This is a genomic window from Tessaracoccus terricola (genome assembly GCF_054776555.1).
This window is the reverse complement of record NZ_BAAHBS010000004.1, coordinates 775231-796602: the sequence shown is the minus strand read 5'-3', so window position 1 is coordinate 796602 and position 21372 is coordinate 775231. Positions and strand designations below refer to the sequence as shown.

Below are 21372 nucleotides of genomic sequence, written 5' to 3'. Positions count from 1 at the left end.
GTCGCCCGGTCAGTTCGGGTGGCTGAAGGTGAGCTCGCCCTTGACCTTGTCCACCTTGTCCAGCCGGACGCGGATCTGGGTGCCGACGTCGCGCTTGTCCGCCTTGATGTCGGCCTCGATCGCGGGGTCCGCGATCTGGAAGGTGCCCATGGAGTTCTTCGGGTAGACGTCGATCAGCACGGCGTCGAAGATCTCGCCCACGCGGTCCGAGAGCACGAGGGCCTCGGCCAGGTCCACCACCCCACGCTCGTAGGAGCCCGCCTTGCGGCCGGACGCGCGCATCTGCTCGGGCAGCTCCTCCAGTGCCGCTGCGGCCCATTCGGGCACCGGCAGTCCGTTGGCCACGGCGTGGCAGATCTCCAGCACGAACCGGTCCACCAGCCGGCGCAGCGGTGCCGTGGTGTGCGCGTACGGCGTGGCCAGGGCCGAGTGCTCGAGGTTCTCGTCGGGGATGGCCCCATCGAAGGCGAGGTACCCGGCGCCCCGGAACAGCATGGTGCACTTCACCAGAACCGCGTGCTCCTTCGGGTCCGACGGGTGCAGGCTGCGCACGAAGTCCGGGTAGGACTGGCCCTTGGGCCACTCGACGCCCAGGGTGCGGGCGGCGCGGCGCAGCTTGTCGACGGCGTAGTCCTCGGCCGGCGGCAGCGTGCGCAAGATCCCGACCTCGCCGTCCAGCATCAGTTCGGCGGCGGCGATTCCGGTGAGCAGGGAGATCTGCGCGTTCCAGTCCTCCACCTTCACCAGTTCCCGGAACACGGGCAGCCAGGTGTTGCCGTCGGTGACGATCTCCTGGTCCGGGAGGTTCAGGGAGATGCCGCCGCGCTCGGCCTCGATGCGTTCCCGCAGCGGACCCACCTCGGCCAGCAGGGCGACGGTCTCGTTGGCGTTGCCGGCGTCGAGGTCCGCCTGGATGCCCTCGTAGCTGAGCTTGGCCCGGTTCACCACCATGGCGCGCACCAGCGTCGTCGAGGTCGGGACCCCCTTGGCATCCAGTGTGTGGGTCCACACCATCGCCGGGCGGGCGACGCCGTCGGCGAGCAGGGACGCGGCCCCCTCGCTGAGGGCCTTGGGGTGCAGCGGCACCTTCGCGCCCGGCGCGTACAGGGTCTGGCCGCGCAGCCGGGCCTCCATGTCGATGGGGGAGCCGGGCTCCACCCATGCGCCGACGTCGGCGATGGCGTAGCGCACCACGTAGCCGTCGCCGTCACGCCGGATGTGGAGGGCCTGGTCCAGGTCCATGGCATCGGCCGGGTCCACAGTGATGAACTCGACGTCCGTTATGTCCTCGTGGTCCGGGAACTCCGGCGGGTCGGCGGCCAGTTCCTCTGCCTGGGCGATGACGTCGTCGGGGAATGCGTCGGGCAGTTCGAGGGAGGCGCGGAGCCGGTCGAGTCCCCGGCGGACCTCTTCGGGGACGGTGCTGAACTCGATCTGGCGCGCCGGCATCACAGCCCCGATTCCGCGGTCCGCACCAGGATGCGATCGCACTCGACGCAGCGCAGCACCTGGTTGGCGGGGGCCTTCCGGTAGGAGTCCAGGTCCGAGACGGTGATCTCGAGCTGGCAGCCGCTGCACCGCCCGCGCGCGAGCCGGGCGGCGCCGAGGCCGCGCTGCTCCCGGATGCGTTCGTAGAGCTTCAACAGGTCCGCGGCCACCGCGGCGGCCTTGGCCTTGCGGGAGGTGCCGATCTCCTTCGCCTCGGCCTGGAGCTGCCCCACCTTCTCGTTCCGCGTGCCGACGAGCTCGCGCAACCTGGTCTCGATGCCGTCCTTGCGCTGCTGGATCTCCTGCTGCCGGGCCTCGGCCTCCTCGAGTTGGCCCATCACCTCCAGCTGTTCATCCTCGAGGGTGCCGATGCGACGCTTGATGTGCTCGACCTCGTCGATGAGGCCGCGCAGCGTCTTGGAGTCCGTGACGGATCCGTCCTCCACCCGCTTGGAGTCCCGCTCCAGCCGCTGCTTGACGGGGACGAGGTCCGCCTCGGCGCGGCGCACCGCCACCTGCAGGTCGTCCACCTCCGTGGTGACGGCGACGAGAGCGTCGGTGGCCTCCTGGCGGGCGGCCATCAGTTCGTTGATCTGCTTGTGCTCGGGCAGCGCCTGCGCGGCGTGCTGCACCCGGCCAAGTTCCTGGTCCAGGTCCGCCAGTTCGAGCAGTCGGAGCTGGTCGGCGGGTTCGGCAAGCATCTCGTGTCCTCCAGTTGAGTTGTCGTAGGGGAGCCAATCTACTTCCCCGGAGGCCATCGCGCACCGGACTAGACTGTGGCCCCATGACCTCGGACAATCGCAAGCCCCCGTACTCGGAGACGTTCAAGAAGTTCATCGTGCAGGGCTGGGCCCCTGACACGGACTCCGACGTCGAGCGCCTCGCCGCGGCGGACTGGATCGGGGCCCGCCAGCAGAAGGTGGCCGCCGCCTTCCCCGGCGCCACCCTGGTGCTGCCGGCCGGGCCGCTGAAGGTCCGCTCCAACGACACCGACTACCGCTTCCGCCCGCACACTGCCTTCGCCTGGCTGAGCGGGCTCGGGGAGGACCGTGAGCCCGACGCCGCCCTTGTCATCGGGGCCGACGGCGCGGCCACGCTGTACTTCCGGCCGCGCGCCCCGCGCACCGACGAGGAGTTCTACGCCAACGCCCGCTACGGCGAGATGTGGGTGGGCAAGCGTGACTCCTTCGAGGAGATGAGGGCCCGCACCGGGCTCGCCGTCGCAGACATCCGGAACCTGCGCGAGGACCTCACCGCCGCCGAGAAGCTGCTCGTGGTCCGGGACGCGGATCCCGCCGTCACGGAACTGGTTGACGAGGTGCGGGGCAACCACGCCGTCGAGGACGATGCCGAGCTCGCCCGCGTGGTCTCTGAGCTGCGGATGGTCAAGGACGCCTTCGAGGTGGACGAGATGCGCCGCGCCTGCGACGCCACCCGTGTCGGGTTCGAGGCCGTCGCCCGCGAACTCCCCAACGCGGTCGCCAACGGCCGCGGCGAGCGCTGGGTGGAGGGCGTCTTCGCGTTGCACGCCCGGCACCTGGGCAACGCCGTCGGTTACGACACCATCGCCGCCGGCGGCGACCACGCCAACACCCTGCACTGGATCCGCAACGACGGGGAGCTGCGCGACGACGAGCTCATCCTGCTCGACGCCGGTGTGGAGGTGAACTCCCTCTACACCGCGGACGTCACCCGCACCCTGCCCGTCGGGGGCCGGTTCAGCGACGCGCAGCGCCGCGTCTACGAGGTGGTGCTGGCCGCCCAGGAGGCCGGGATCCAGGCGTGCCGTCCGGGGGCATCGTTCATGGACCCGCACAACGCGGCCGTCAGGGTGCTGGCGGAGTTCTTCCACGAGATCGGGATCCTGCCCAGCAGCGTCGAGGAGACCCTGTCCACCGACGGCGGCTACCACCGCCGCTGGATGGTCCACGGCACGTCGCACCACCTGGGCATGGACGTGCACGACTGCGCCGAGGCGCGCCGGGAGGTCTACCGGGAGGGCACGCTCGCCGAGGGCATGATCATCACGGTCGAGCCGGGGATCTACTTCAAGTCAGGCGACGAGTTGGTGCCCGAGGAGTACCGCGGCATCGGCGTGCGGATCGAGGACGACATCCTGATCACCGCTGACGGCCACGAGAACCTGTCCGCCGCGCTCCCCCGCGCCTCCGCCGACGTGGAGGCCTGGATCGCGCAGCAGCAGGGCTGAGGCCGCCTCAATCCTCCAGGAGGGGCCGCTTCGGCCGGGCCACCCGTGCCATGAAGCTGGACAGTGCGCCGGCCACTTCCTCCGGGTCGGCCACGGTGACCTGGTGGGCGGCCTCGGAAACGGTGCGCAGTTCCGCGCCGGGGACGGTGCTGGCCACCAGTTCCACGTTGCCGATGGGCGTCGAGGTGTCCCGCTCCCCCGCCACCAGCAGCAGCGGGGTGCGGATGTCAGCCAGGTCCGCCCGCACGTCGTGGACGGCAAGCGCCCGGCACAGCTGGGCGTAGGAGTGGTCGTCGGTGACGGCCACACCCTCCAGCAGCGTGTCAACGGTCCGCGGCTGCCTGGCCTGGAAGTCGGGGGTGAACCAGCGCTTGCGGAGCTCGTCCACGAGGTGCTGCGTCCCGCGCTCCTCGACCGCCTCCGCCCGGGCCCGCCAGGCGTCCGGCTCGCCGACGGTGGCGGCGGAGCAGAGCACGGCCACACCGGCGAGCTCCTCGCCGAAGTCCCGTGCCAGGTGCAGGGCGGTGGCCCCCGAGATCGAGAGGCCGGCGAAGAACACGGGCAGCCCGTCGTTCTCCTCGCTGACCTCACGGACCACGTCCATCACGGCGGCGGCCACGACGTCGAGGGTGGGCTCGTCAGCGTCGTCCCAGACCGCGGCCAGGGCATGCCCCGGCAGGTCCACGAACACGATCCGCGCCTCGTGCCGGAGGCGTTCGGCCACCGCGGTCCACTGGTGCTGGGCGTTGCCGCCAAGACTCGGGCCGAGCAGCAGGATCCGGTTGGCCCGCTCGCCGGGGTTGTAGGTGTCAAACGTGAGCTTCATCGGTGCACCTCACTGAATTCGCCGAAGGTCTTTGTCCACCTCCAACGCTACCCAACCCCATTCCTCGGCGGGAGGTCAGGTCCGCTTTCCCAGTACCTGCACCACGCTCGAGAGCCCCTGGTGCCCCATCCCCTCGAAGATGCGACGCTCCACCAGCCGCACGTCCAGTGTCCAGCCCAGCCAGTCGGCCTGCACGTCCTCCCGGGTCAGAAGCTGGTCGGGGTCCTTCGGCCCGCCCGTTCCCAGTGCCACCTGCGCGGGCGTGTAGGCCTCGAGCAGCAGCATCCCACCGGGCCGGGTCTGGGCCGTCGCCGTCTCGCACACGCGCCGTCGGAGCCCGGAGGGCAGGTGGCAGAAGATCGAGACCACGGCGTCCCACGGACGGTCGGGCGGCGGGTGGTCCACCCAGTCGGCCAGGTCCACCTGCCAGGTCTCGATCCGCACAGCCTTGTCAGCCGCCAACTGCTCGGCCTTGCCGAGGCCGACGGCTGACTGGTCCAGGCTGACGACGTCGTGGCCCAGCGTGGCCAGGTGGACGCCGTTGCGGCCCTCGCCGTCGCCTAGGCACAGCACGCGTGATCCCGGCTTCAGGAACCGCGCGTTGGCCGCGAGGAAGTCGTTGGGCTTGTAGCCGAAGACGTAGTTGGGGTGCGAGTAGCGCTGGTCCCAGAACTCGACGCCGCTGCTCACTCGAACGCCGCGGCGCGGGCGCCCGGCCGTTCGGCCAGGAGCTGGCGGGCCTGCTCCACCACCTTGTGCTCGCACTGGAGTTCGTACGCGGTTGCGATGGTCTGGCGCATCGAGTCGAAGTCCCGCTTGCCGCCGCTGAGTGCGTACCCGATGGCAGAGGTGATCAGCCCGAAGACGGCACCCATCAGCAGACCGATCAGCAGCATGAAGATGAACGACGCGAAGCCGCGGTAGAAGAACCACAACATCAGCGAGACGAACACACCCATCCCGAGCCCGCCGACGGCGCCGTTGACGAGCACGCTGCCCCACGTGCGACGGCCGGTGACACGCTCGACGGTGCGCAGGTTGGTGCCGAGGATCACCAGGTTCTGGACGGGGAACTCCTTGTCCGAGAGGTAGTCGACGGCCTCCTGCGCCTCGGCGTAGGTCTTGTACTCGGCGAGGTGCTGCGGGTACTCGAGTTCGAGCCCCAGCCCCACTGGCGGGTTCACGGGCATGATGTACTCCTGACTTCGTGCGCGACGTCGTTCGTGAGAACTCTATCCCCGTCGCACCGTGGCGGCGGCAAGTTGCCCGACAAACCGCGGGCGAAGCGAGCCTGGTCGGAACAGCCACGCGCGCGAGCGCAGCGAGCTCATAGCTCTCGGGGTCCACGGGGCGGAGCCCCGTGTGATGGCCCCCGTGCGATAGGTTTCATCCCATGAACGCCAAGGACACGCAGGTCTATGTCTCGCGCGTCATCGGCCTCCCCCTCGTCGACGCGGCCGGGGACCAGGTGGGCCGCATCCGCGACGTCGTCTTCCACCTCCGCACGGGCAACCTGGCCCCCCGGGTGCGAGGGCTGCTGGTGGAACTGTTCGCACGGCAGCGGATCTTCGTGCCCATGATCCGCGTGCACGCCATCACGGCCAACCAGGTCTCCATCCTCGGGCAGGTGGACACCCGCAAGTTCCAGAAGCGGGACACCGAACTCCTGGTGGACGGCGACCTGTTCGACAGGCCGGTCCCCCGGGAGCACCCCACCAAGATCTACGACGTGTCCATCGTGCAGGTCCGCAACCGCGAGTGGGAGATCCGCTCGGTGGCGCTGCAGAGCCGCACCAGGGTGGGCCGGTTCGGCTTCGGCGGCCGCTCCACCACGGAGATCGCCCGCTGGGACGAGGTCCCGGACCTGGTGCTGGCCAAGGGCCGCACCGCCGCCCACTTCGTCGCGGAGTTCTCGGACATGAAGGCCGCCGACGTCGCGCGCGAACTGCACGACCTGGATCCCGAGCGCCTCGCCGAGGTGGTCCACGCGCTGGACGACGGGACCCTCGCCGAGGCCATCGAGGAGTTGCCCGAGGACGAGCAGGTGGAGCTCATCCAGGCCCTGGACCACGAACGCGCCGCCGACGTGCTGGAGGAGATGGACCCCGACGACGCGGCGGACCTGATAAAGGAGCTCCCGGCCGCGATGGCCGAGGACCTGCTGCAGCGCATGGAACCGGAGGACGCCTCCGACGTGCGGCGGCTGATGCTCTACGAGGAGCACACCGCGGGCGGCATGATGACCCCGGAGCCGATCATCCTGGACACCGACGCCACCGTCGCCATGGCCCTGGCCCGGTGCCGCGACGAGCAGCTCACCCCGGCGCTGGCGGCGATGGTGTTCATCACCCGCGCCCCGCACGAGACCCCGTCGGGCCGCTACATCGGCGCGTGCCACTTCCAACAGTTGCTGCGCTCCGCGCCGACGCTGCAGGTGGCCACCATGCTGGACCAGAACCTGGAGGCCCTGAGCCCCACCACACCGCTGGCCGAGGTCAGCCGATTCTTCGCCACCTACAACCTCGTGGTGGCCCCCGTGGTGAACCACCTCGGGCAGCTGGTGGGCGCCGTGACGGTCGACGACGTCCTGGACCACATGCTGCCCGATGACTGGCGCGGCATCCAGATGGACGCCCAGCGTGCCGCCGAGGTGACCAGTGGCAAGGCCTGAGCGGGACCGGGAACGCAACATCCTCTCGGAGCCCGGTGGCCGTCGGCGCTCGCTGTTCCCACAGGTGACGCTGGACTCGGAGACCTTCGGCAAGTTCGCCGAGTGGGTGGCGCAGTCCATGGGCACGGCCAAGTTCCTGCTCTACATGAGCGTCATCGTGATCGTGTGGGTGGTGCTGAACCTGGTGGGGCTGTTCGGTCTGCGATGGGACCCGTACCCGTTCATCCTGCTGAACCTGTTCTTCTCCACGCAGGCCTCCTACGCGGCTCCGTTGATCATGCTGGCCCAGAACCGGCAGGAGATGCGCGACAAGCTCAGCCTGGACGAGGACCGGGAGGTGGCCAGGCAGTCCCGCGCGGACATGGACTTCCTGGCGCGGGAGATCGCCGCCATCCGGATGAGCCTGGGTGAGCTCGCCACCCGCGACTTCGTCCGCGGCGAGCTGCGCAGCGAACTGCGCGACCTCGAGACCCGGCTGAACAAGGCGGTGGAACCCGATGAATGAGATCCGCTGGTACGCGATCGTCCTGTTCGTCGGGCAGCTGGCCCTGCTGGGCCTGGGTGGCTGGTCGCTGTGGCGGATCGCCGGCGGCTGGTGGCTCGGCGCCGTCGTCGCGGGCCTGTTCGTGCTCGCCTACGCCGCCTGCTGGCTGCTGCTGCTAGCGCCGGGCTCGTCCCGGCGCCTCAGCTACAAGGAGCGCCTCACCGTGCACTGCGTCCTCGGCCCGGCGATCGTGGTGCTGGCCAGCCTCGCGGGGCTGTGGCTGCCGGCGCTGGTGGCGCTGAGCGTGACGGTGATGTGCGATGCGCTCAACGAGAAAAGTCGTGCCGCGGTTTGATTTGGCCGTTCTGACCGCGTAGACACATGGGTGTGACTGAGAACCCGCTGCTGCCCCTGGTCCGCGCCGCCCTGCACGAGGTGGAGGACCCGGAGATCCGACGCCCCATCACTGACCTGGGCATGGTCGACGAGATCACCGCCACCGACGACGGCCAGGTCTTCGTGAGGGTGCTGCTGACCGTCTCCGGATGTCCCATGCGCACCGAGATCACCGGCCGCGTCACCGCGGCCGTCGAGGCCGTCGAGGGCGTCGAGGGCGTCCGCGTCGAGCTCGGCGTGATGACCGACGAGCAGCGGGACGCCATGCGGCAGTTGCTGCGCGGCGGCCAGCTCGAGCGCCTCATCCCCTTCGCCCAGCCCGGCAACCTCACCAAGGTGCTCGCCGTCGCCTCCGGCAAGGGCGGCGTCGGCAAGTCGTCGGTGACGGTGAACCTGGCGGTTGCACTGGCGCGCGAGGGCCGCAAGGTGGGCATCCTCGACGCCGACATCTACGGCCACTCCATCCCCGACATGCTGGGCCTGGGCGATGCCCGCCCCACCATGGTGGAGGACATGATCATGCCCGTACCCGCGGTCATCCCCTCCAAGGACGACCCGGCCGTGACGCACGACATCGCCGTCATCAGCATCGGCATGCTCAAGCCCAGCCGGGACCAGGTGGTGGCGTGGCGCGGCCCCATCCTGGACCGTGCCCTCACCCAGCTCCTGGCGGACGTCTACTGGGGGGACCTGGACTTCCTGCTCCTCGACCTCCCGCCGGGCACCGGCGACGTCGCCATGAGCCTCGGCCAGAAGATCCCCTCCTCGGAGGTGCTGGTGGTCACCACCCCGCAGCAGGCGGCCTCCGAGGTCTCCGAACGGGCGGGCACCATGGCCCACATCATGGAGCAGAAGGTGCTCGGCGTCGTGGAGAACATGAGCTGGCTGGAGACGCTGTGCCCCCACTGTGAGGAGACCCACCGGGTGGAGCTGTTCGGCGCCGGCGGCGGCCAGAAGGTGGCCGAGGGCCTCACGGACCGCGTCGGCTACGAGGTGCCGTTGCTGGGGCAGGTGCCCTTCGACGAGGCCCTGCTGGCCGGCGGGGACAGGGGCGCGCCGATCGTCGTGTCCGCACCGGAGCACCCCGCCGCGCAGTCGCTGGTGGCACTCGCCCTGGACGTCGCCAGCCGCAAGCCGAGCCTCGTCGGGAAGCGTCTGCCGGTCGCGACCAGCTGACCGGGAGGGGCTCAGGTGGCCTCGTCGTCGAACCTCAGGGTGTCGACGACGGCCTCCCGCTTGGCGGGTCCGCCCTTGTCCTTGATCGCGGCCGCGGCCTGGTTGGTGGCCGAGCGGGTCTCCTGCTTGGCCATGGTGGCGGCCGAGGTGACGGTGGACTTCGCGTTGGCGAGGTCCGCCCGCGCCTCCTCGATGGCCTGGATCTCGGCGCTCATGTGCTTGGCCACGAAGGCCTTCGGGTTCAGGTCCTTGATGTCCAGGTCCGCGTACTCGGGGCCGAGTTCGGAACGTAGCTGGGTCTGCGCGTTGTTCGCGATGCCCCGGAGGTAGACCACCACCCGCGCCGCCTTCTTGGCGAACTGCGGGAGCTTCTCAGGGCCGAAGAGGATGACGGCGAGCGCGATGAGCAACACCAGCTCAACTGCATCAATGCCAAACACGGAATCAGGCTACCGGCTGGTGGGGGTTTCAGTTAATCCCGCCCACTCGTGCCAGTCCTTCACGGAACCGCTCGAGCAGGGTGGGCTGCCAGGCCTCCTCGGGCGGCAGTGCGCTGACCGCCCGGTCCAGCACGGCGAGGCCGCCGTTGGTGGCGACGGACACCACGCCGTCGCCCGCCTGCCACACCTCCACCTCGGGCATGCCCGGGGTGTCGTCGTGGACGCGGGTGGCGCCGTCGGCCGCGAGCAGGCCCTCGGTCCAGCACACGCTGATGCTGCGGAACCCGTCGGAGTAGACCAGGCGCATCGTGGCGCGGTTGCCCACCTCCGACGAGGCGTGCGCCACCAGCGGCATCCCTGCGAGCATCTCGGGGCAGTACCGCAGGCCGGTGCACCACTCCTGGACGGGCTCGCTGACCACCGCCACCGGGATGTTCATGACGCTGAGTTCGATCCCGTCGGGGGCCAGGCTGGCGCGGTCCAGTTCCAGGTCCGTGAAGCCGGAGATGACGGTGGGCCTGCCGAACGTGTCGTAGCGCTCGGTCCACAGCACCAGCCCGTTGGCCGTGTCCACCCACCACTTGGACACGGTGTGGTTGTCGACGTCGCGGGCCTCGATGACCTTGGCCCAGCGGCCGGCCACCTGGTCGCGCCCCTCGTACTCGAAGAAGGTCCAGCCGGTGGGGCTGCTCGAGCTGCAGCAGCTGGAGCTGGGGACGAACCAGGAGACGAACTCGTCGCCGCGGGCGTCCAGCACGGACAGGGTGGAGCCCTCGCCGGCCACCTCGTCCACGCGGACGTCGTTGGCGTAGAAGGCGCCCTGGCCGTCGGAGATCCACACCCGCTGAGTGCCGGAATAGGTGAGGTCTGCGGCGATCGACTGTGACAGTGCCTCCGCGGCCGCCTCCGCCGAGATCTCGAAGGGGGATCCGACGATGCCAGTGCGCGCCCGCTGCGTGACGGGTTCGGACAGCTGGGCGCCGCGTTCGTGGGCCAGCAGCACCGCACCTATGGTCTCGTTGATGCTGATGGAGGTGATGGACAGCGAGTACTCCTCGCGGGCCATGTGCACCGGGTTCTCAACAGTAGGCGGGTCCGGCGCGAGCATCAGGGCCAGCACGAACATGGTTGCCAACGCGCCGAGGCCGGCGATGCCACCCTGCCGGAGGCGACGGTTGCGCTCACGGCGTCGGCTGGGGAGTTCCCCGGGGGCGCCGGCGGCCATGTAGAGGGGGGCATGGGAGGCTCCCCCGGCGATGCGTTCCAGCCGGACGGCCAAGGATTCGGGCGTCGAAGTGGTGGGCGCGGCGCAGCTTCCGCTCAGGCGGGAGCAGACGCGCTTGATGGCGTCCACCTCTTCCCGGCAGGCGGGGCAGCCAGCGACGTGGTAGCCGACCTGCTGCCAGCGCTTCGGGGGCAGCGTGTGGTCGGCAAAGGCCGACAGGTCCTCTGAGAACCTGCCGCACCGTCCCTCGCTGAGCCCCTCGGTCACCGTCAGGACACCCCGAGGTAGCGCTCGTGCCCTTCCACGGGTGCCCGGTGCGCGAGCGAGTCACGCAACTGGGAGCGGCCGCGCGCGATCCGGCTGCGCACGGTCCCCAGCTTGATGTCCAGGACGTCGGCGATCTCCTCGTAGGTGAGGCCCTCGATGTCACACAGGACGACGGCGACGCGCTGCTCCGGCGTCAGCGCGGCGAGGGCCTCGGCGACGTCGGCGTCGAGTATCCCGTCCGCGTGCAGGTCTCCCGTGCCCGTGGCGGCCCCCCAGACGTGGTCCGGTGCGACGCTGAGCGCGTCCATGCGGATGCGCTGCTTTCGGCGCGCCCCGTCGAGGAAGACGTTGGTGGTGATGCGGTGCAGCCAGCCCTCCAGGGTCCCCGGCTTGAAGGTGTGGATCGACTTGAACACGCGCACGAACACGTCCTGCGTGAGGTCGTCGGCGTCGTGCGGGTTGCCGGTGAGCCGGTAGGCCAGGCGATACACCTGCGCCGAGTGGTCACGAACCAGTTCGGCCCAGGTGGGCGCAGTCCACTCGGCCACCTCGCCGGCGGCCTGCTTCGGCTTGCCCTTGAACAATCGCGACCCTTCCATGCAGCAATTCTGACAGCCCTACCTGTGAGGAAGCTGTGAGCGACCTTGCACAGATGACAACGTCCGACGCGCCCGTTTTGTTCCCGTGCGGGCTCAGTCGCCCAGCAGCAGGTCCAGGCTGGCCAGGAACTGCTCGAGCATCTCCGGCGCCACGGCCCCCATCGGGGGCCGGCAGCCGCCGACGGCCCACCCACGCGCGTTCAGCGCTGCCTTGACCATCATGCAGCCCTGGGTGGCGAACACTCCCCGGAACACCGGCAGGGCAGCCTGGTGGCCGGCGACGGCGCGCTGCACGTCGCCCGCGGCGTGGGCCTCGATGATCTCGCGGGCCTGCAGGCCGCTGAAGTGCGTCGAGGTGCCGACCACACCGACGCCGCCGACGCCCAGCAGGGGCAGGAGGAAGCCGTCGTCGCCCGCGTAGTAGTCCAGCGTGGTGGCGGCGATCACCGCCGAGGAGGAGACCGCGTCGCCCTTGGCGTCCTTGACGGCCACGATGTTCGGGTGCGCCGCCAGCCGGATGAGCAGATCCTCCGGCATGGGCATCCCGACGCGGTGCGGGATGTCGTAGAGCATCACGGGCAGGTCCGTGGCGTCCGCGACGGCGAGGTGGTAGGCCTCGAGCGCGTCGAGCGGCGGACGGGAGTAGTACGGGGAGACCACCAGGAGGCCGTCGGAACCGGCGGCGGCGGCCTGCTCGGCGAGGTGGATGGTGTGTTCGGTGGAGAAGGTGCCGACCCCGGCCACGACGCTGGCCCGGTCCCCCACGGCGTCGACGACGGTGCGCAGCAGCGCCGCCTGCTCCTCGTCGGAAGTGGTGGGCGACTCCCCCGTCGTGCCGTTGACCACGAGTCCCTCGTTGCCGAGGTCGTCGACGAGGTGCGCGGCGAGCCTGGCCGCCTCGGCGTGGTCGATGCCGCCGTCCTTGCCGAACGGGGTGATCATCGCGGTGAGCAATCGTCCGAAGACCGGCATGTGGCTGTCTTCGGTGGGTTCCCCCGTTTCAGCGGTTGCGTCATGACTCATGCGCTCATCCTAGGGGACTCGGTAGGGTGGCCCTGTGAACAGCACACAGCCGCAGAACAATGGAGCCCCGAGCCAGCAGAGCTGGGAGTTCGCCGAGGACTACGTCGCGCTGCCCGAGGCCGTGCGTCTCGCCCGCGACGAGGCCACCCTCAGCGGCCTGACCCCGATCAGCCCCGGCGTCGTGGCCACGCTGACGGTGCTGGCCGCCACCACACAGGCCAAGCTCGTCGTCGAGGTCGGTACCGCCATGGGCGCCTCCGCGCTGGCGCTCTTCGAGGGCATGGCCGAGGGCGGGATCCTCACCAGCATCGACCCGGAGGCCGACGCCCAGCTGCCTGCCCGCAAGCTGCTGACCGAGGCCGGGTACACGTCGTCGAAGTTCCGCCTGATCGCCGGCAACCCGCTGGAGGTGCTGCCGAAGCTGAACAGCGGTACCTACGACATCGTGTTCGTGAACGGGGACAAGCTCGAGTACGTGGAGTACGTCGCCAACGCGGAGCGCCTGCTGCGCCCCGGCGGCCTGCTGGTCGTCAACGACGCCCTGTGGCACAACCAGGTGGCGGACCCGGACAACGAGGGCGACGAGGCCATCATCATCCGCGAGGCGCTGCAGGCGGTCAACGACTCCGACGCCTACCAGCAGACCCTGCTCCCGATCGGCAACGGCCTGCTGGTCGCCGTCAAGAACTAATCCTTGGGGACGGCTACGTCCTTGCCGATCACGACGACGCCGCCGGCCGAGACGTGGAAACCACGGGCCTTGTCGTGCTCGTGGTCCACACCGATCTGGACGCCGTCGGGGACGGTGACGCCCTTGTCCAGGATGGCCTTGCGCACGACGCAGTCGCGGCCGATCCTGGCCCCGTCCATCAGCACGGAGTCGGTGATCTGCGACCACTTGTCGATGTGCACGTCGGGCCCCAGCACGGTGCGGTCCACCTCGCCGCCGGAGATGATGCAGCCGGGGTTCACGATGGAGTCCTCGGCCTTGCCGCGGATCACGAACTTGGCACCCGGGGCCTGGGCCTGGTTGGTGAGGATGGGCCACTGCGAGTTGTAGAGGTTGAACTCGGGGTCCACCGAGACGAGGTCCATGTGGGCCTCGTGGTAGGCGTCGATGGTGCCGACGTCGCGCCAGTAGTCGCGGTCCTTCTCGGTGGCGCCGGGCACGACGTTGTCGCGGAAGTCGTACACCTGCGCCTGCCCCTGGTCGGTGAACCAGGGCACGATGTCGCCGCCCATGTCGTGCTTGGCTGTGGGGTTCTCCGCGTCGGCGCGCAGCGCCTCGATGAGGGCGTGGCGGGTGAACACGTAGTTGCCCATGGAGGCGAACGACTCGTCGGGGGCGTCCGGCAGGCCGGGCGGGTCAGCGGGCTTCTCGAGGAAGCTCTTGATCTTGTTGTCCTCGGCGGCGTCGATGATGCCGAACGCGCTCGCCTCCTTGCGGGGCACGCGGATGCCGGCGACGGTGGCGCCCAGGCCGGAGTCGATGTGGGCCTCCACCATCTGGGAGACGTCCATGCGGTAGATGTTGTCCGCGCCGAACACGACGACGTAGTCCGGGTCCTCGTCGCGGATCAGGTTCAGTGACTGGTAGATCGCGTCGGCCGAGCCCTGGTACCAGCGGGGCCCGAGGCGCTGCTGCGCCGGTACGGGCGTCACGTAGGCACCGAGCAGCGTCGAGAAGCGCCAGGTCATGGAGATGTGGCGGTCCAGCGAGTGCGACTTGTACTGGGTGAGCACCGCCACCCGCGTCAGGCCCGCGTTCGCGAGGTTGGAGAGCACGAAATCGATCAGCCGGTAGTTGCCGCCGAACGGCACCGCAGGCTTCGCGCGATCGGCGGTGAGCGGCATCAGCCGCTTGCCCTCACCACCGGCGAGGACGATGGATAAAATCTTCGGACGAGCGACCATGGCCCTGAACCTATTGCATCCCATTGGGGCCCACAAGAAGTTGGCAAAAGATGCATTTCAGCGCTGGGCGGACAACCTCCGGCAACTGTGCGCCCGCCTGAGTTGTTCTGTGACACGATCTGTCCCATGAGCATGAAATTGTCGCTGTTGACGCGTGAGTACCCACCCTCGATCTACGGCGGCGCAGGGGTGCACGTCGCGCAGCTCGTGCCGCAGTTGCGCAAGCTGATCGACGTCGAGGTGCACTGCATGGGCAACCCGCGCGAGGGTGCCACCGCGCACGCGGAGAGCTATCCGGAGGGCGCCAACGCGGCCCTGCGGGTGCTGGGTGCTGACCTGTCGATGGCGGCCGCCGTCGCCGACGACGTCGAGATCATCCACTCCCACACCTGGTACGCCAACATGGGCGGCCACCTGGCCGGCCTGATGCACGACGTCCCGCACGTGGTCACCTCCCACTCCCTCGAACCCCACCGGCCCTGGAAGGCTGAACAGCTCGGTGGCGGCTACGCCGTCAGTTCCTGGGCGGAGAAGACCGCCTTCGAGGCAGCCGACGCCGTCATCTCGGTGAGTTCCGGGATGCGCGCCGACGTGCTCGCGAGCTACCCGAACCTGGATCCCGAGCGGGTGCACGTGGTCCGCAACGGCATCGACACCGACGAGTTCCGCCCGGACACCGGCCGCGACGTGGTGGAGGGGCTGGGCATGGACCCGGACCAGCCGTCGGTGGTGTTCGTGGGCCGGATCACCCGCCAGAAGGGTCTGGTGCACCTGGTCCGCGCCGCGGCCGAGTTCGACCCGGACACCCAGGTGGTGCTGCTCGCCGGCGCCCCGGACACCCCGGCGATCGCAGCCGAGTTCGACGAGGCCTTCGCCGAACTCAAGAAGCAGCGCACCGCGCCCGTGATCTGGGTGCAGGAGATGCTCCCCCGCGCCTCCGTGCGGCAGGTGCTCACCCATGCGACGGTGTTCGCCTGCCCCAGCATCTACGAGCCGCTGGGGATCGTGAACCTGGAGGCCATGGCGTGCGAGACCGCGGTGGTCGCCTCCGCCGTCGGCGGCATCCCGGAGGTGGTCATGGACGGCCAGACCGGGCTGCTGGTCCCCTACGACCCGTCCCGCGCCGACGACCCGGACTTCGTCGCCGACTTCGAGGCCACCTTCGCCGCCCGCGTCAACCAGCTCACCCGCAACCCCTCCCAGGCCAAGGCGTTCGGCAGGGCCGGCCGCGAGCGCTGCATCGAGGAGTTCTCCTGGGAGAAGATCGCCCGCGAGACCGTCGCCGTCTACGAGGCCGCCAGGGCACACCACGCGTCCAAGCAGGGGTGACTGCCCCGACATGACGCGAGGGCCGCCCGGATCTCCGGGCGGCCCTCGTGCTGTTCAGGGGAAGACGGTCGTCAGCCGACGACGTCCTTCAGTGCGGTCAACAAGTCCGTTGCCTCGGCGGCGTTCATCTCCACCACCAGGCGTCCGCCTCCGTCAACGGGTACACGCATCACAATGTCCCGGCCCTCCTTCGTGACCTCCATGGGGCCGTCACCCGTACGGGGCTTCATCGCTGCCATCTCGTCAACCTCGATCCTTTGCGTTTACGTGGTTGTGCCCTATTATTCCGCATTTCGCGGGCCACGGCACGCAGCAGCGCGTCTCACGCCTCCTCAGGGCGTGAACGGGCCGGCTCCGGGACGTCTTCGCGATCATCCAGAACGGCTTCTTCGACTGCCTCCACCTCGCTTGGGGATGCCTCCTCGTCGAGCGCTTCGGTCTCGTCCGCGGGGGTGTCCTCCGGGTCGGCGACGGCCCGCCTGGCCTCGTGGGCCCCGGGGACGCGGTCGAGGACCGCGTCCACCGCCTGCATGTCGTAGCCGCGACGGACGGTGGTGAAGCGCACCTCGGAGGTGGGGACCGCCGTCCCGGCCACCAGTTCGTCGAGGTAGGTGTCCACCTGCGCCGGGTCGTAGCCCGTGGGGGCAAGTGGGAGTTTCAGCCCCTCCAGGAACTCGGCGTCGACCTCGCCGTCGGGGATGCGACCCTTGGGACGGTCGTTCACCACCTCGGGCATCTCCCCCAGCTTGCCGGTTCCAACCCATGCAGCCAGTGCCAGCAGCAGCACGGCGACTACGACGATCACCCAAACCATGGGGACGAGCCTAGCCCTCGGTGCCCTTGGGGGCGGTCGACGGCGCACCGGGGATGCCCATCGCCTCCACGGCCTCCTCGACGTCGTCGGTCAGCGTCACCAGCTTCAGGTCCTTCTCGGAGACGTAGCCGCCGTCAGCGAGGGTGCGGGTGACCCAGTCCATCAGGCCGCCCCAGTACTCGGTGCCGAACAGCACCACCGGGAAGTGGGTGACCTTGCCGGTCTGGATCAGGGTGAGCGCCTCGAACAGTTCGTCGAGGGTGCCGAAGCCGCCGGGCAGGGTGATGAAGCCCTGGGAGTACTTCAGGAACATCGTCTTGCGGGCGAAGAAGTAGCGGAAGTCCACCCCGAGCGAGACGTACTCGTTGAGGCCCTGCTCGAACGGCAGCTCGATGCCTAGCCCGACGGAGTCTCCCCCGGCCTCGGTGGCGCCCTTGTTGCCGGCCTCCATGATCCCGGGGCCGCCGCCGGTGACGACGGCGAAGCCCTTGTCCACCAGTCCCTTGGCGATGCGCTCCGCGTTCTCGTACATGGGGTGGCCGGCCTTGAGCCGGGCCGAGCCGAAGATGCTGATCGCCGGGCCGAGCCCGGACAGGGCCTCGAAGCCCTCCACGAACTCGGACTGGATGCGCAGCACCCGCCATGGGTCGTTGTGGACCCAGTCGGGGCCGTTCTTTGCGAGCAGCGCCTCGTCGGTGGTGGGCGCGTTCTTCTCCCGTCCGCGGCGGGTGACGGCTCCCTGGCGGCGCTTGTCGGTCATGCGTTGTCCTCCTCGTGGCGCAGCCAGGCCCGCAGGCCGTCGGCGCACTGGTCCAGTTGGTGTGCGGGGCAGTACTCGTGGTCGGTGTGGGCCAGGGCGGGGTCCCCCGGCCCGTAGTTGACGGCGGGGATGCCGAGCGCGGAGAACCGGGCCACGTCGGTCCACCCGTACTTGGGCCTGGCGGGCTGCCCCACGGAGTCGACGAAGTCCCGCGCCAGCGGCTGGTCCAGCCCCGGCCGGGCCGCGGGCGAGACGTCGTTGATGTCGAAGCTGTAGCCGTCGAAGACGCGGCGCAGTTCGGCCAGCGCCTCGTCGGTGGTCTTGTCCGGGGCGTAGCGGTAGTTGACCTCGATGCGCGCCGACGGCGGGATCACGTTGGTGGCCACGCCACCGGAGACGAGCACCGCGTTGAGGCCCTCGTGGTAGGTGAGGCCGTCCACCATGATCTCGCGGGCCTCGTAGGCGTTCAGCCGGTCCAGCACGTCGGACAGGCCGTGGATGGCGTTGACGCCCAACCAGGACCGGGCCGCGTGGGCCGCCTTGCCGGGGATGGTGATCAGGATGCGCAGCACGCCCTGGCAGCCGCCCTCGATCTGGGCGTCGGTGGGCTCCATGAGGACGGCGAAGTCCGCCTCCAGCAACTCCGGGGAGTTGTCGGCGACGCGGCCGAGACCGTTCTCGTCGGCCCCGACCTCCTCGTTGTCGTAGAAGATCCAGGTGATGTCCCGGTTGGGCTCGGTGAGTTCGGCGGCCAGCTTCAGCTGGACGGCCACTCCGGCCTTCATGTCGCAGGTGCCGCGGCCGACGACGTGCAGGCCATGCTCGCCCTCCTCCAGCCGGCTGGGCAGGTTGCCCGCGACGGGGACGGTGTCGATGTGGCCGGCGATGACCACTCGCTCGGACCGGCCGAGGTCGGTGCGCGCGATCACGGCGTCGCCGTCGCGGTGCACGCTCAGGTGCGGCAGGGCACGCAGCGCCTGCTCGATGAGGTCTGCCAGCTCCTTCTCGTTCCCGGAGACGCTCTCGACGTCGGTGATGGTGCGCAACAGCGTCACGAGGTCTGTGGAGAGGTCAAGACTCATGGGCTCGAGCCTAACGGTTCCCCGGCCGACAGGACTGGCGCACTCGGCACCGCAGACGGAGCCGAACGCTCCAGTGGGCTCAGGCCGCGTCGGCTGCGGTCCGCGCCTGCGGCTGCTTCGGCGCGAGCATGGCGGAGTTCAGCCACTCCTCCGGGACGCCGAGGCCCTCCACCAGTTCCAGTGCCTTGCCGCGCAGGTCCTTGCAAAGTCCGTCGACGGCGTCGGTCACGGCCTTGCTGCGGCCGCTGTCGAAGGCATGGTGCTCCATGAACCAGGCGCGGTTCTCCTCGATGGTGCTGAGCGCGTACAGGTCGCACACCCGGATCAGCAGGGAGCGCACGTACTCGTCCTCGACGTCGGAGATGGCCTCCACGAACGCCTCGAGGATGACCCGGTCCGTGTGGGCGCGGGCGGCCTCCAGCATGTGTGACTGGCAGTCGTTGACGGCCTCGAACGCGGCGGCTCCGTCGGCCTTGCCGGCCTCCCGCATCCGGCGCGCCAGCCCCTCCACGACGTGACGCTCGCGGAACTCGAACATCTCGAGGTGCCAGCCCCGGGCCTTGATCTGCTTGGCCTCGGGCTTGAGGCTGGCGTTGGAGATCAGGCGGCCGATGGTGGTGCCTGCGGTGGTGCGCTCCATGAACCGGTCGCCGAGCAACTTGGCACCGGAACGGGCGGTGCCGATCATGTCCAGCTCGCCCCAGCTCTTCTTGTAGTCCAGCAGCAGGGCCTTGGCCACGAGCTGCATCAGCACGGTGTTGTCACCCTCGAAGGTGGCGAACACGTCTGCGTCCTGGCGCAGCAGGGTGAGACCGTTCTCGGTCATGTAGCCGGCGCCGCCGCACGCCTCGCGGCACAGCTGCAGCGTGTCGTTGGTCCAGCGGGTCAGGGTGGCCTTCAGCCCGGCGGCGCGGGTCTCGAGCTCACGGGCCGCCGTCGGGTGGGTGCCCTTGGCGTCGTTGACGCGCTGCAGCTGGTGGGTGACCTCGTTGATGGCGAAGCCGGCGGCGTAGGCGCGGGCGATGTTGGGCAGCAGCTTGCGCTGGTGGGTCTGGTAGTCCAGCAGCGTGACCTCCTCGCTGGTGCCGGGGAGGCCGAACTGGGTGCGCTGCAGGGCGTAGCGGGTGGCGATGGTGAGCGCCTTGCGGGTTGCCATGGCGGCCCCGCTGCCCACGCAGATGCGGCCACGCACCAGGGTGCCGAGCATGGTGAAGAAGCGGGCGTTCTTGCTGGCGATCGCGGACTCGTAGACGCCGTCGTCGTTGACCCCGCCGTAGCGGTTCAGCAGCATGGTGCGCGGCACGCGGACGTGGTCGAAGAACAGGGTGCCGTTGTCCACGCCGAGCAGGCCACCCTTGTGGCCCTGGTCCCCCGTCTCCACACCGGGTGCGTCGTTGCCGTCGGCGTCCCGGATGTCCATCAGGATGGCGTGCACGCCCTGGTTCTCACCTGCGACGATGAGCTGGCCGAACACCACCGCCATCCGGCCGTCCTTGCCGGCGTTGCCGATGTAGGCCTTGCGGGCGGTCGGGGTGGGCGAGTTCACCTCGTACTCGTCGGTCTCGGGGACGTAGGTGATGGTGGTCTCCACGGACTGGACGTCCGAGCCGTGACCGAGCTCGGTCATGGCGAAGCAGCCGAGGATGGAGCAGTCGACGACGCCGTCGATGAAGCGCTCGTGGTGCCAGCTGGTGCCCAGGTTGGTGATGGCGCCGCCGAAGAGGCCGTGCTGCACGCCGGACTTGATGTTCAGGGAGAGGTCACCGAGGGCCAGCATCTCGAAGTGCGCGACGGAGTCCTCGACGCTGCCGGGGTGGCCGGGGAAGCCTGCGATGGCGAATCCGCGGCTCGCGATCCCCACCAGCTTCTCCAGCGCCCAGACGCGGGCCTCCGCCACGGACAGCGTCGGGTCCCGCACGACGTCGTCGGCGCTGATCTCGTTGCGCCACTTCTCCTTGAGTGCGTGGAACCGCCCGTCGAGGGTGACCTTGAGGGCCTGGCCGGTTGGGGTGATCATCATCGATTGCCTTCCGTGGCTTGTGGTTGGTTTGCGAATGCGGGTGTGAACAGTTGCGCGGTGAACGCGACGATGTCCGCGCGGGGTCGCTGGTGGCCGGTGGTGATCCATTTGTCCGCCACGGCCCAGACGTAGCCGACGAGGCCGTGGCCCCAGGCCGTGGCGGCGTTGGTGTCGAGCCCGCGGGCGTCCAGCCACACGCGCAGGACCTCGGCCAGTTCGTCGCCGATGCGGCCGGTGATGCTGGTGACGGGGTCCGCGACCGGGTCCGAGTCGGTGGGGCGGGTGACGACGAACTGGTAGATCTCCGGGTCCCGCTCCACGAGGGAGAGGTAGCGGTCCGTCAGTTCGGTGACGAGCTGGGCCGGGTCCATCTCCGCGGCGGACTCCAGCGCGGGGATCAGCTTGGAGCGAATGAAGGCGTGGACCCACTCCACCACCGCGACGTAGAGGCCGGTGCGGCCGCCGAAGTGGCGGTAGAGGACGGTCTTGGACGTGCCGGCCGCGGCCGCCACCTCATCCATGCCCACCCCTGCGCCGTGGCGACGGATGGCGCGCAGCGTCGAGGCCACCAGGTCACGCCTGCGCTGCAGGTTGTGCTCCTGCCAGCGGGTGGCCCTGCCGTCGGACGCCGTCGTCGTGTTCATGTGAC

General features: G+C 69.6%; 23 protein-coding genes. 7 read left to right on the top strand and 16 right to left on the bottom strand.

Annotated elements, in window-relative coordinates:
* Positions 1–9: 9 nt before the first annotated feature.
* On the bottom strand, positions 10–1449 hold the full coding sequence (locus tag ACYU7G_RS09455; protein WP_461107094.1) for a ribonuclease catalytic domain-containing protein: 1440 nt from the start codon (positions 1447–1449) through the stop codon (positions 10–12).
* Positions 1449–2189: a zinc ribbon domain-containing protein gene (locus ACYU7G_RS09450; RefSeq protein ID WP_461107092.1), complete on the bottom strand. Its 741-nt coding sequence runs from the start codon at positions 2187–2189 to the stop codon at positions 1449–1451. Before ACYU7G_RS09450 ends, ACYU7G_RS09455 begins: the two co-directional genes overlap by 1 nt.
* Positions 2190–2272: 83 nt before the next feature.
* Between ACYU7G_RS09450 and ACYU7G_RS09445 the strand changes: the two genes are divergently transcribed.
* Positions 2273–3697 (top strand): aminopeptidase P family protein, encoded by a 1425-nt coding sequence (locus ACYU7G_RS09445; protein ID WP_461107090.1) that lies wholly within the window; start codon positions 2273–2275, stop codon positions 3695–3697.
* Positions 3698–3704: 7 nt separating this feature from the next.
* Here ACYU7G_RS09445 and ACYU7G_RS09440 read toward each other — a convergent pair whose 3' ends face one another.
* From ACYU7G_RS09440 to ACYU7G_RS09430, 3 genes are all read right to left on the bottom strand, one after another.
* Positions 3705–4523: an alpha/beta fold hydrolase gene (locus ACYU7G_RS09440; protein ID WP_461107088.1), complete on the bottom strand. Its 819-nt coding sequence runs from the start codon at positions 4521–4523 to the stop codon at positions 3705–3707.
* A gap of 75 nt (positions 4524–4598) precedes the next feature.
* The gene (locus ACYU7G_RS09435; RefSeq protein ID WP_461107086.1) at positions 4599–5213 is read right to left on the bottom strand and encodes an SAM-dependent methyltransferase; all 615 of its coding nucleotides are present in this window, start codon (positions 5211–5213) and stop codon (positions 4599–4601) included.
* Positions 5210–5713 (bottom strand): YflT domain-containing protein, encoded by a 504-nt coding sequence (locus tag ACYU7G_RS09430; RefSeq protein ID WP_461107084.1) that lies wholly within the window; start codon positions 5711–5713, stop codon positions 5210–5212. Before ACYU7G_RS09430 ends, ACYU7G_RS09435 begins: the two co-directional genes overlap by 4 nt.
* A gap of 203 nt (positions 5714–5916) precedes the next feature.
* Here ACYU7G_RS09430 and ACYU7G_RS09425 point away from each other — a divergent pair, with 203 nt between their 5' ends.
* The 4 genes from ACYU7G_RS09425 to ACYU7G_RS09410 are packed head-to-tail and all read left to right on the top strand — an operon-like array spanning position 5917 to position 9250.
* Positions 5917–7194, top strand: a complete 1278-nt coding sequence (locus ACYU7G_RS09425) for a magnesium transporter MgtE N-terminal domain-containing protein (RefSeq protein ID WP_461107082.1) — start codon at positions 5917–5919, stop codon at positions 7192–7194.
* 19 nt (positions 7195–7213) lie between these two features.
* On the top strand, positions 7214–7699 hold the full coding sequence (locus tag ACYU7G_RS09420) for a DUF1003 domain-containing protein (protein WP_461107295.1): 486 nt from the start codon (positions 7214–7216) through the stop codon (positions 7697–7699).
* Positions 7692–8033, top strand: coding sequence for a hypothetical protein (locus ACYU7G_RS09415; RefSeq protein ID WP_461107080.1), 342 nt, complete (start codon positions 7692–7694; stop codon positions 8031–8033). Before ACYU7G_RS09420 ends, ACYU7G_RS09415 begins: the two co-directional genes overlap by 8 nt.
* A 26-nt stretch (positions 8034–8059) precedes the next feature.
* A complete protein-coding gene (locus ACYU7G_RS09410; protein ID WP_461107078.1) occupies positions 8060–9250 on the top strand; it encodes an Mrp/NBP35 family ATP-binding protein in 1191 nt (396 codons plus the stop codon).
* Positions 9251–9261: 11 nt separating this feature from the next.
* On the opposite strand, the gene ACYU7G_RS09405 is transcribed toward ACYU7G_RS09410, so the two are convergent.
* The 4 genes from ACYU7G_RS09405 to dapA all read right to left on the bottom strand — a co-directional run bounded on the left by ACYU7G_RS09405 (position 9262) and on the right by dapA (position 12753).
* The gene (locus tag ACYU7G_RS09405; RefSeq protein ID WP_461107076.1) at positions 9262–9690 is read right to left on the bottom strand and encodes a sec-independent translocase; all 429 of its coding nucleotides are present in this window, start codon (positions 9688–9690) and stop codon (positions 9262–9264) included.
* A gap of 28 nt (positions 9691–9718) precedes the next feature.
* Complete coding sequence (locus tag ACYU7G_RS09400) at positions 9719–11182, bottom strand: hypothetical protein (protein WP_461107074.1); 1464 nt, start codon at positions 11180–11182, stop codon at positions 9719–9721.
* Positions 11183–11184: 2 nt separating this feature from the next.
* Complete coding sequence (sigE, locus tag ACYU7G_RS09395) at positions 11185–11781, bottom strand: RNA polymerase sigma factor SigE (RefSeq protein WP_461107072.1); 597 nt, start codon at positions 11779–11781, stop codon at positions 11185–11187.
* Positions 11782–11874: 93 nt separating this feature from the next.
* Positions 11875–12753, bottom strand: a complete 879-nt coding sequence (gene dapA, locus ACYU7G_RS09390; protein ID WP_461107293.1) for a 4-hydroxy-tetrahydrodipicolinate synthase — start codon at positions 12751–12753, stop codon at positions 11875–11877.
* Positions 12754–12838: 85 nt separating this feature from the next.
* Here dapA and ACYU7G_RS09385 point away from each other — a divergent pair, with 85 nt between their 5' ends.
* Positions 12839–13495: an O-methyltransferase gene (locus ACYU7G_RS09385; RefSeq protein ID WP_461107070.1), complete on the top strand. Its 657-nt coding sequence runs from the start codon at positions 12839–12841 to the stop codon at positions 13493–13495.
* Here the strand turns inward: ACYU7G_RS09385 and glgC are convergent.
* Entirely contained in the window at positions 13492–14718 is a 1227-nt protein-coding gene (glgC, locus tag ACYU7G_RS09380; RefSeq protein WP_461107068.1) for a glucose-1-phosphate adenylyltransferase, read from the bottom strand. The two genes, ACYU7G_RS09385 and glgC, sit on opposite strands and share 4 nt — an antisense overlap.
* Before the next feature lie 132 nt (positions 14719–14850).
* Here glgC and glgA point away from each other — a divergent pair, with 132 nt between their 5' ends.
* On the top strand, positions 14851–16047 hold the full coding sequence (gene glgA, locus ACYU7G_RS09375; protein ID WP_461107291.1) for a glycogen synthase: 1197 nt from the start codon (positions 14851–14853) through the stop codon (positions 16045–16047).
* 71 nt (positions 16048–16118) lie between these two features.
* Here the strand turns inward: glgA and ACYU7G_RS09370 are convergent, their stop codons facing one another.
* The 6 genes from ACYU7G_RS09370 to ACYU7G_RS09345 all read right to left on the bottom strand — a co-directional run bounded on the left by ACYU7G_RS09370 (position 16119) and on the right by ACYU7G_RS09345 (position 21367).
* Positions 16119–16286: a DUF3117 domain-containing protein gene (locus ACYU7G_RS09370; RefSeq protein WP_461107066.1), complete on the bottom strand. Its 168-nt coding sequence runs from the start codon at positions 16284–16286 to the stop codon at positions 16119–16121.
* A gap of 83 nt (positions 16287–16369) precedes the next feature.
* Complete coding sequence (locus tag ACYU7G_RS09365; RefSeq protein ID WP_461107064.1) at positions 16370–16861, bottom strand: DivIVA domain-containing protein; 492 nt, start codon at positions 16859–16861, stop codon at positions 16370–16372.
* 10 nt (positions 16862–16871) lie between these two features.
* Positions 16872–17621, bottom strand: coding sequence for an LOG family protein (locus ACYU7G_RS09360; protein ID WP_461107062.1), 750 nt, complete (start codon positions 17619–17621; stop codon positions 16872–16874).
* Positions 17618–18703 (bottom strand): succinyl-diaminopimelate desuccinylase, encoded by a 1086-nt coding sequence (gene dapE, locus ACYU7G_RS09355; protein ID WP_461107060.1) that lies wholly within the window; start codon positions 18701–18703, stop codon positions 17618–17620. The genes ACYU7G_RS09360 and dapE overlap by 4 nt, the downstream gene beginning before the upstream one ends.
* Positions 18704–18782: 79 nt before the next feature.
* On the bottom strand, positions 18783–20723 hold the full coding sequence (locus ACYU7G_RS09350; protein WP_461107058.1) for an acyl-CoA dehydrogenase family protein: 1941 nt from the start codon (positions 20721–20723) through the stop codon (positions 18783–18785).
* A complete protein-coding gene (locus ACYU7G_RS09345) occupies positions 20720–21367 on the bottom strand; it encodes a TetR/AcrR family transcriptional regulator (RefSeq protein ID WP_461107056.1) in 648 nt (215 codons plus the stop codon). The genes ACYU7G_RS09350 and ACYU7G_RS09345 overlap by 4 nt, the downstream gene beginning before the upstream one ends.
* Between the last annotated feature and the right edge of the window lie 5 nt (positions 21368–21372).

Excerpts from the sequence above, each read along its gene's own strand:
- ACYU7G_RS09455 (WP_461107094.1), bottom strand. The coding sequence starts at position 1,449 with ATGCCGGCGCGCCAGATCGAGTTCAGCACCGTCCCCGAAGAGGTCCGC.
- ACYU7G_RS09450 (WP_461107092.1), bottom strand. The coding sequence starts at position 2,189 with ATGCTTGCCGAACCCGCCGACCAGCTCCGACTGCTCGAACTGGCGGAC.
- ACYU7G_RS09445 (WP_461107090.1), top strand. The coding sequence starts at position 2,273 with ATGACCTCGGACAATCGCAAGCCCCCGTACTCGGAGACGTTCAAGAAG.
- ACYU7G_RS09440 (WP_461107088.1), bottom strand. The coding sequence starts at position 4,523 with ATGAAGCTCACGTTTGACACCTACAACCCCGGCGAGCGGGCCAACCGG.
- ACYU7G_RS09430 (WP_461107084.1), bottom strand. The coding sequence starts at position 5,713 with ATGCCCGTGAACCCGCCAGTGGGGCTGGGGCTCGAACTCGAGTACCCG.
- ACYU7G_RS09425 (WP_461107082.1), top strand. The coding sequence starts at position 5,917 with ATGAACGCCAAGGACACGCAGGTCTATGTCTCGCGCGTCATCGGCCTC.
- ACYU7G_RS09415 (WP_461107080.1), top strand. The coding sequence starts at position 7,692 with ATGAATGAGATCCGCTGGTACGCGATCGTCCTGTTCGTCGGGCAGCTG.
- ACYU7G_RS09410 (WP_461107078.1), top strand. The coding sequence starts at position 8,060 with ATGGGTGTGACTGAGAACCCGCTGCTGCCCCTGGTCCGCGCCGCCCTG.
- sigE (WP_461107072.1), bottom strand. The coding sequence starts at position 11,781 with ATGGAAGGGTCGCGATTGTTCAAGGGCAAGCCGAAGCAGGCCGCCGGC.
- dapA (WP_461107293.1), bottom strand. The coding sequence starts at position 12,753 with ATGCCGGTCTTCGGACGATTGCTCACCGCGATGATCACCCCGTTCGGC.
- glgC (WP_461107068.1), bottom strand. The coding sequence starts at position 14,718 with ATGGTCGCTCGTCCGAAGATTTTATCCATCGTCCTCGCCGGTGGTGAG.
- glgA (WP_461107291.1), top strand. The coding sequence starts at position 14,851 with ATGAAATTGTCGCTGTTGACGCGTGAGTACCCACCCTCGATCTACGGC.
- ACYU7G_RS09370 (WP_461107066.1), bottom strand. The coding sequence starts at position 16,286 with ATGGCAGCGATGAAGCCCCGTACGGGTGACGGCCCCATGGAGGTCACG.
- ACYU7G_RS09365 (WP_461107064.1), bottom strand. The coding sequence starts at position 16,861 with ATGGTTTGGGTGATCGTCGTAGTCGCCGTGCTGCTGCTGGCACTGGCT.
- ACYU7G_RS09360 (WP_461107062.1), bottom strand. The coding sequence starts at position 17,621 with ATGACCGACAAGCGCCGCCAGGGAGCCGTCACCCGCCGCGGACGGGAG.
- dapE (WP_461107060.1), bottom strand. The coding sequence starts at position 18,703 with ATGAGTCTTGACCTCTCCACAGACCTCGTGACGCTGTTGCGCACCATC.
- ACYU7G_RS09350 (WP_461107058.1), bottom strand. The coding sequence starts at position 20,723 with ATGATGATCACCCCAACCGGCCAGGCCCTCAAGGTCACCCTCGACGGG.
- ACYU7G_RS09345 (WP_461107056.1), bottom strand. The coding sequence starts at position 21,367 with ATGAACACGACGACGGCGTCCGACGGCAGGGCCACCCGCTGGCAGGAG.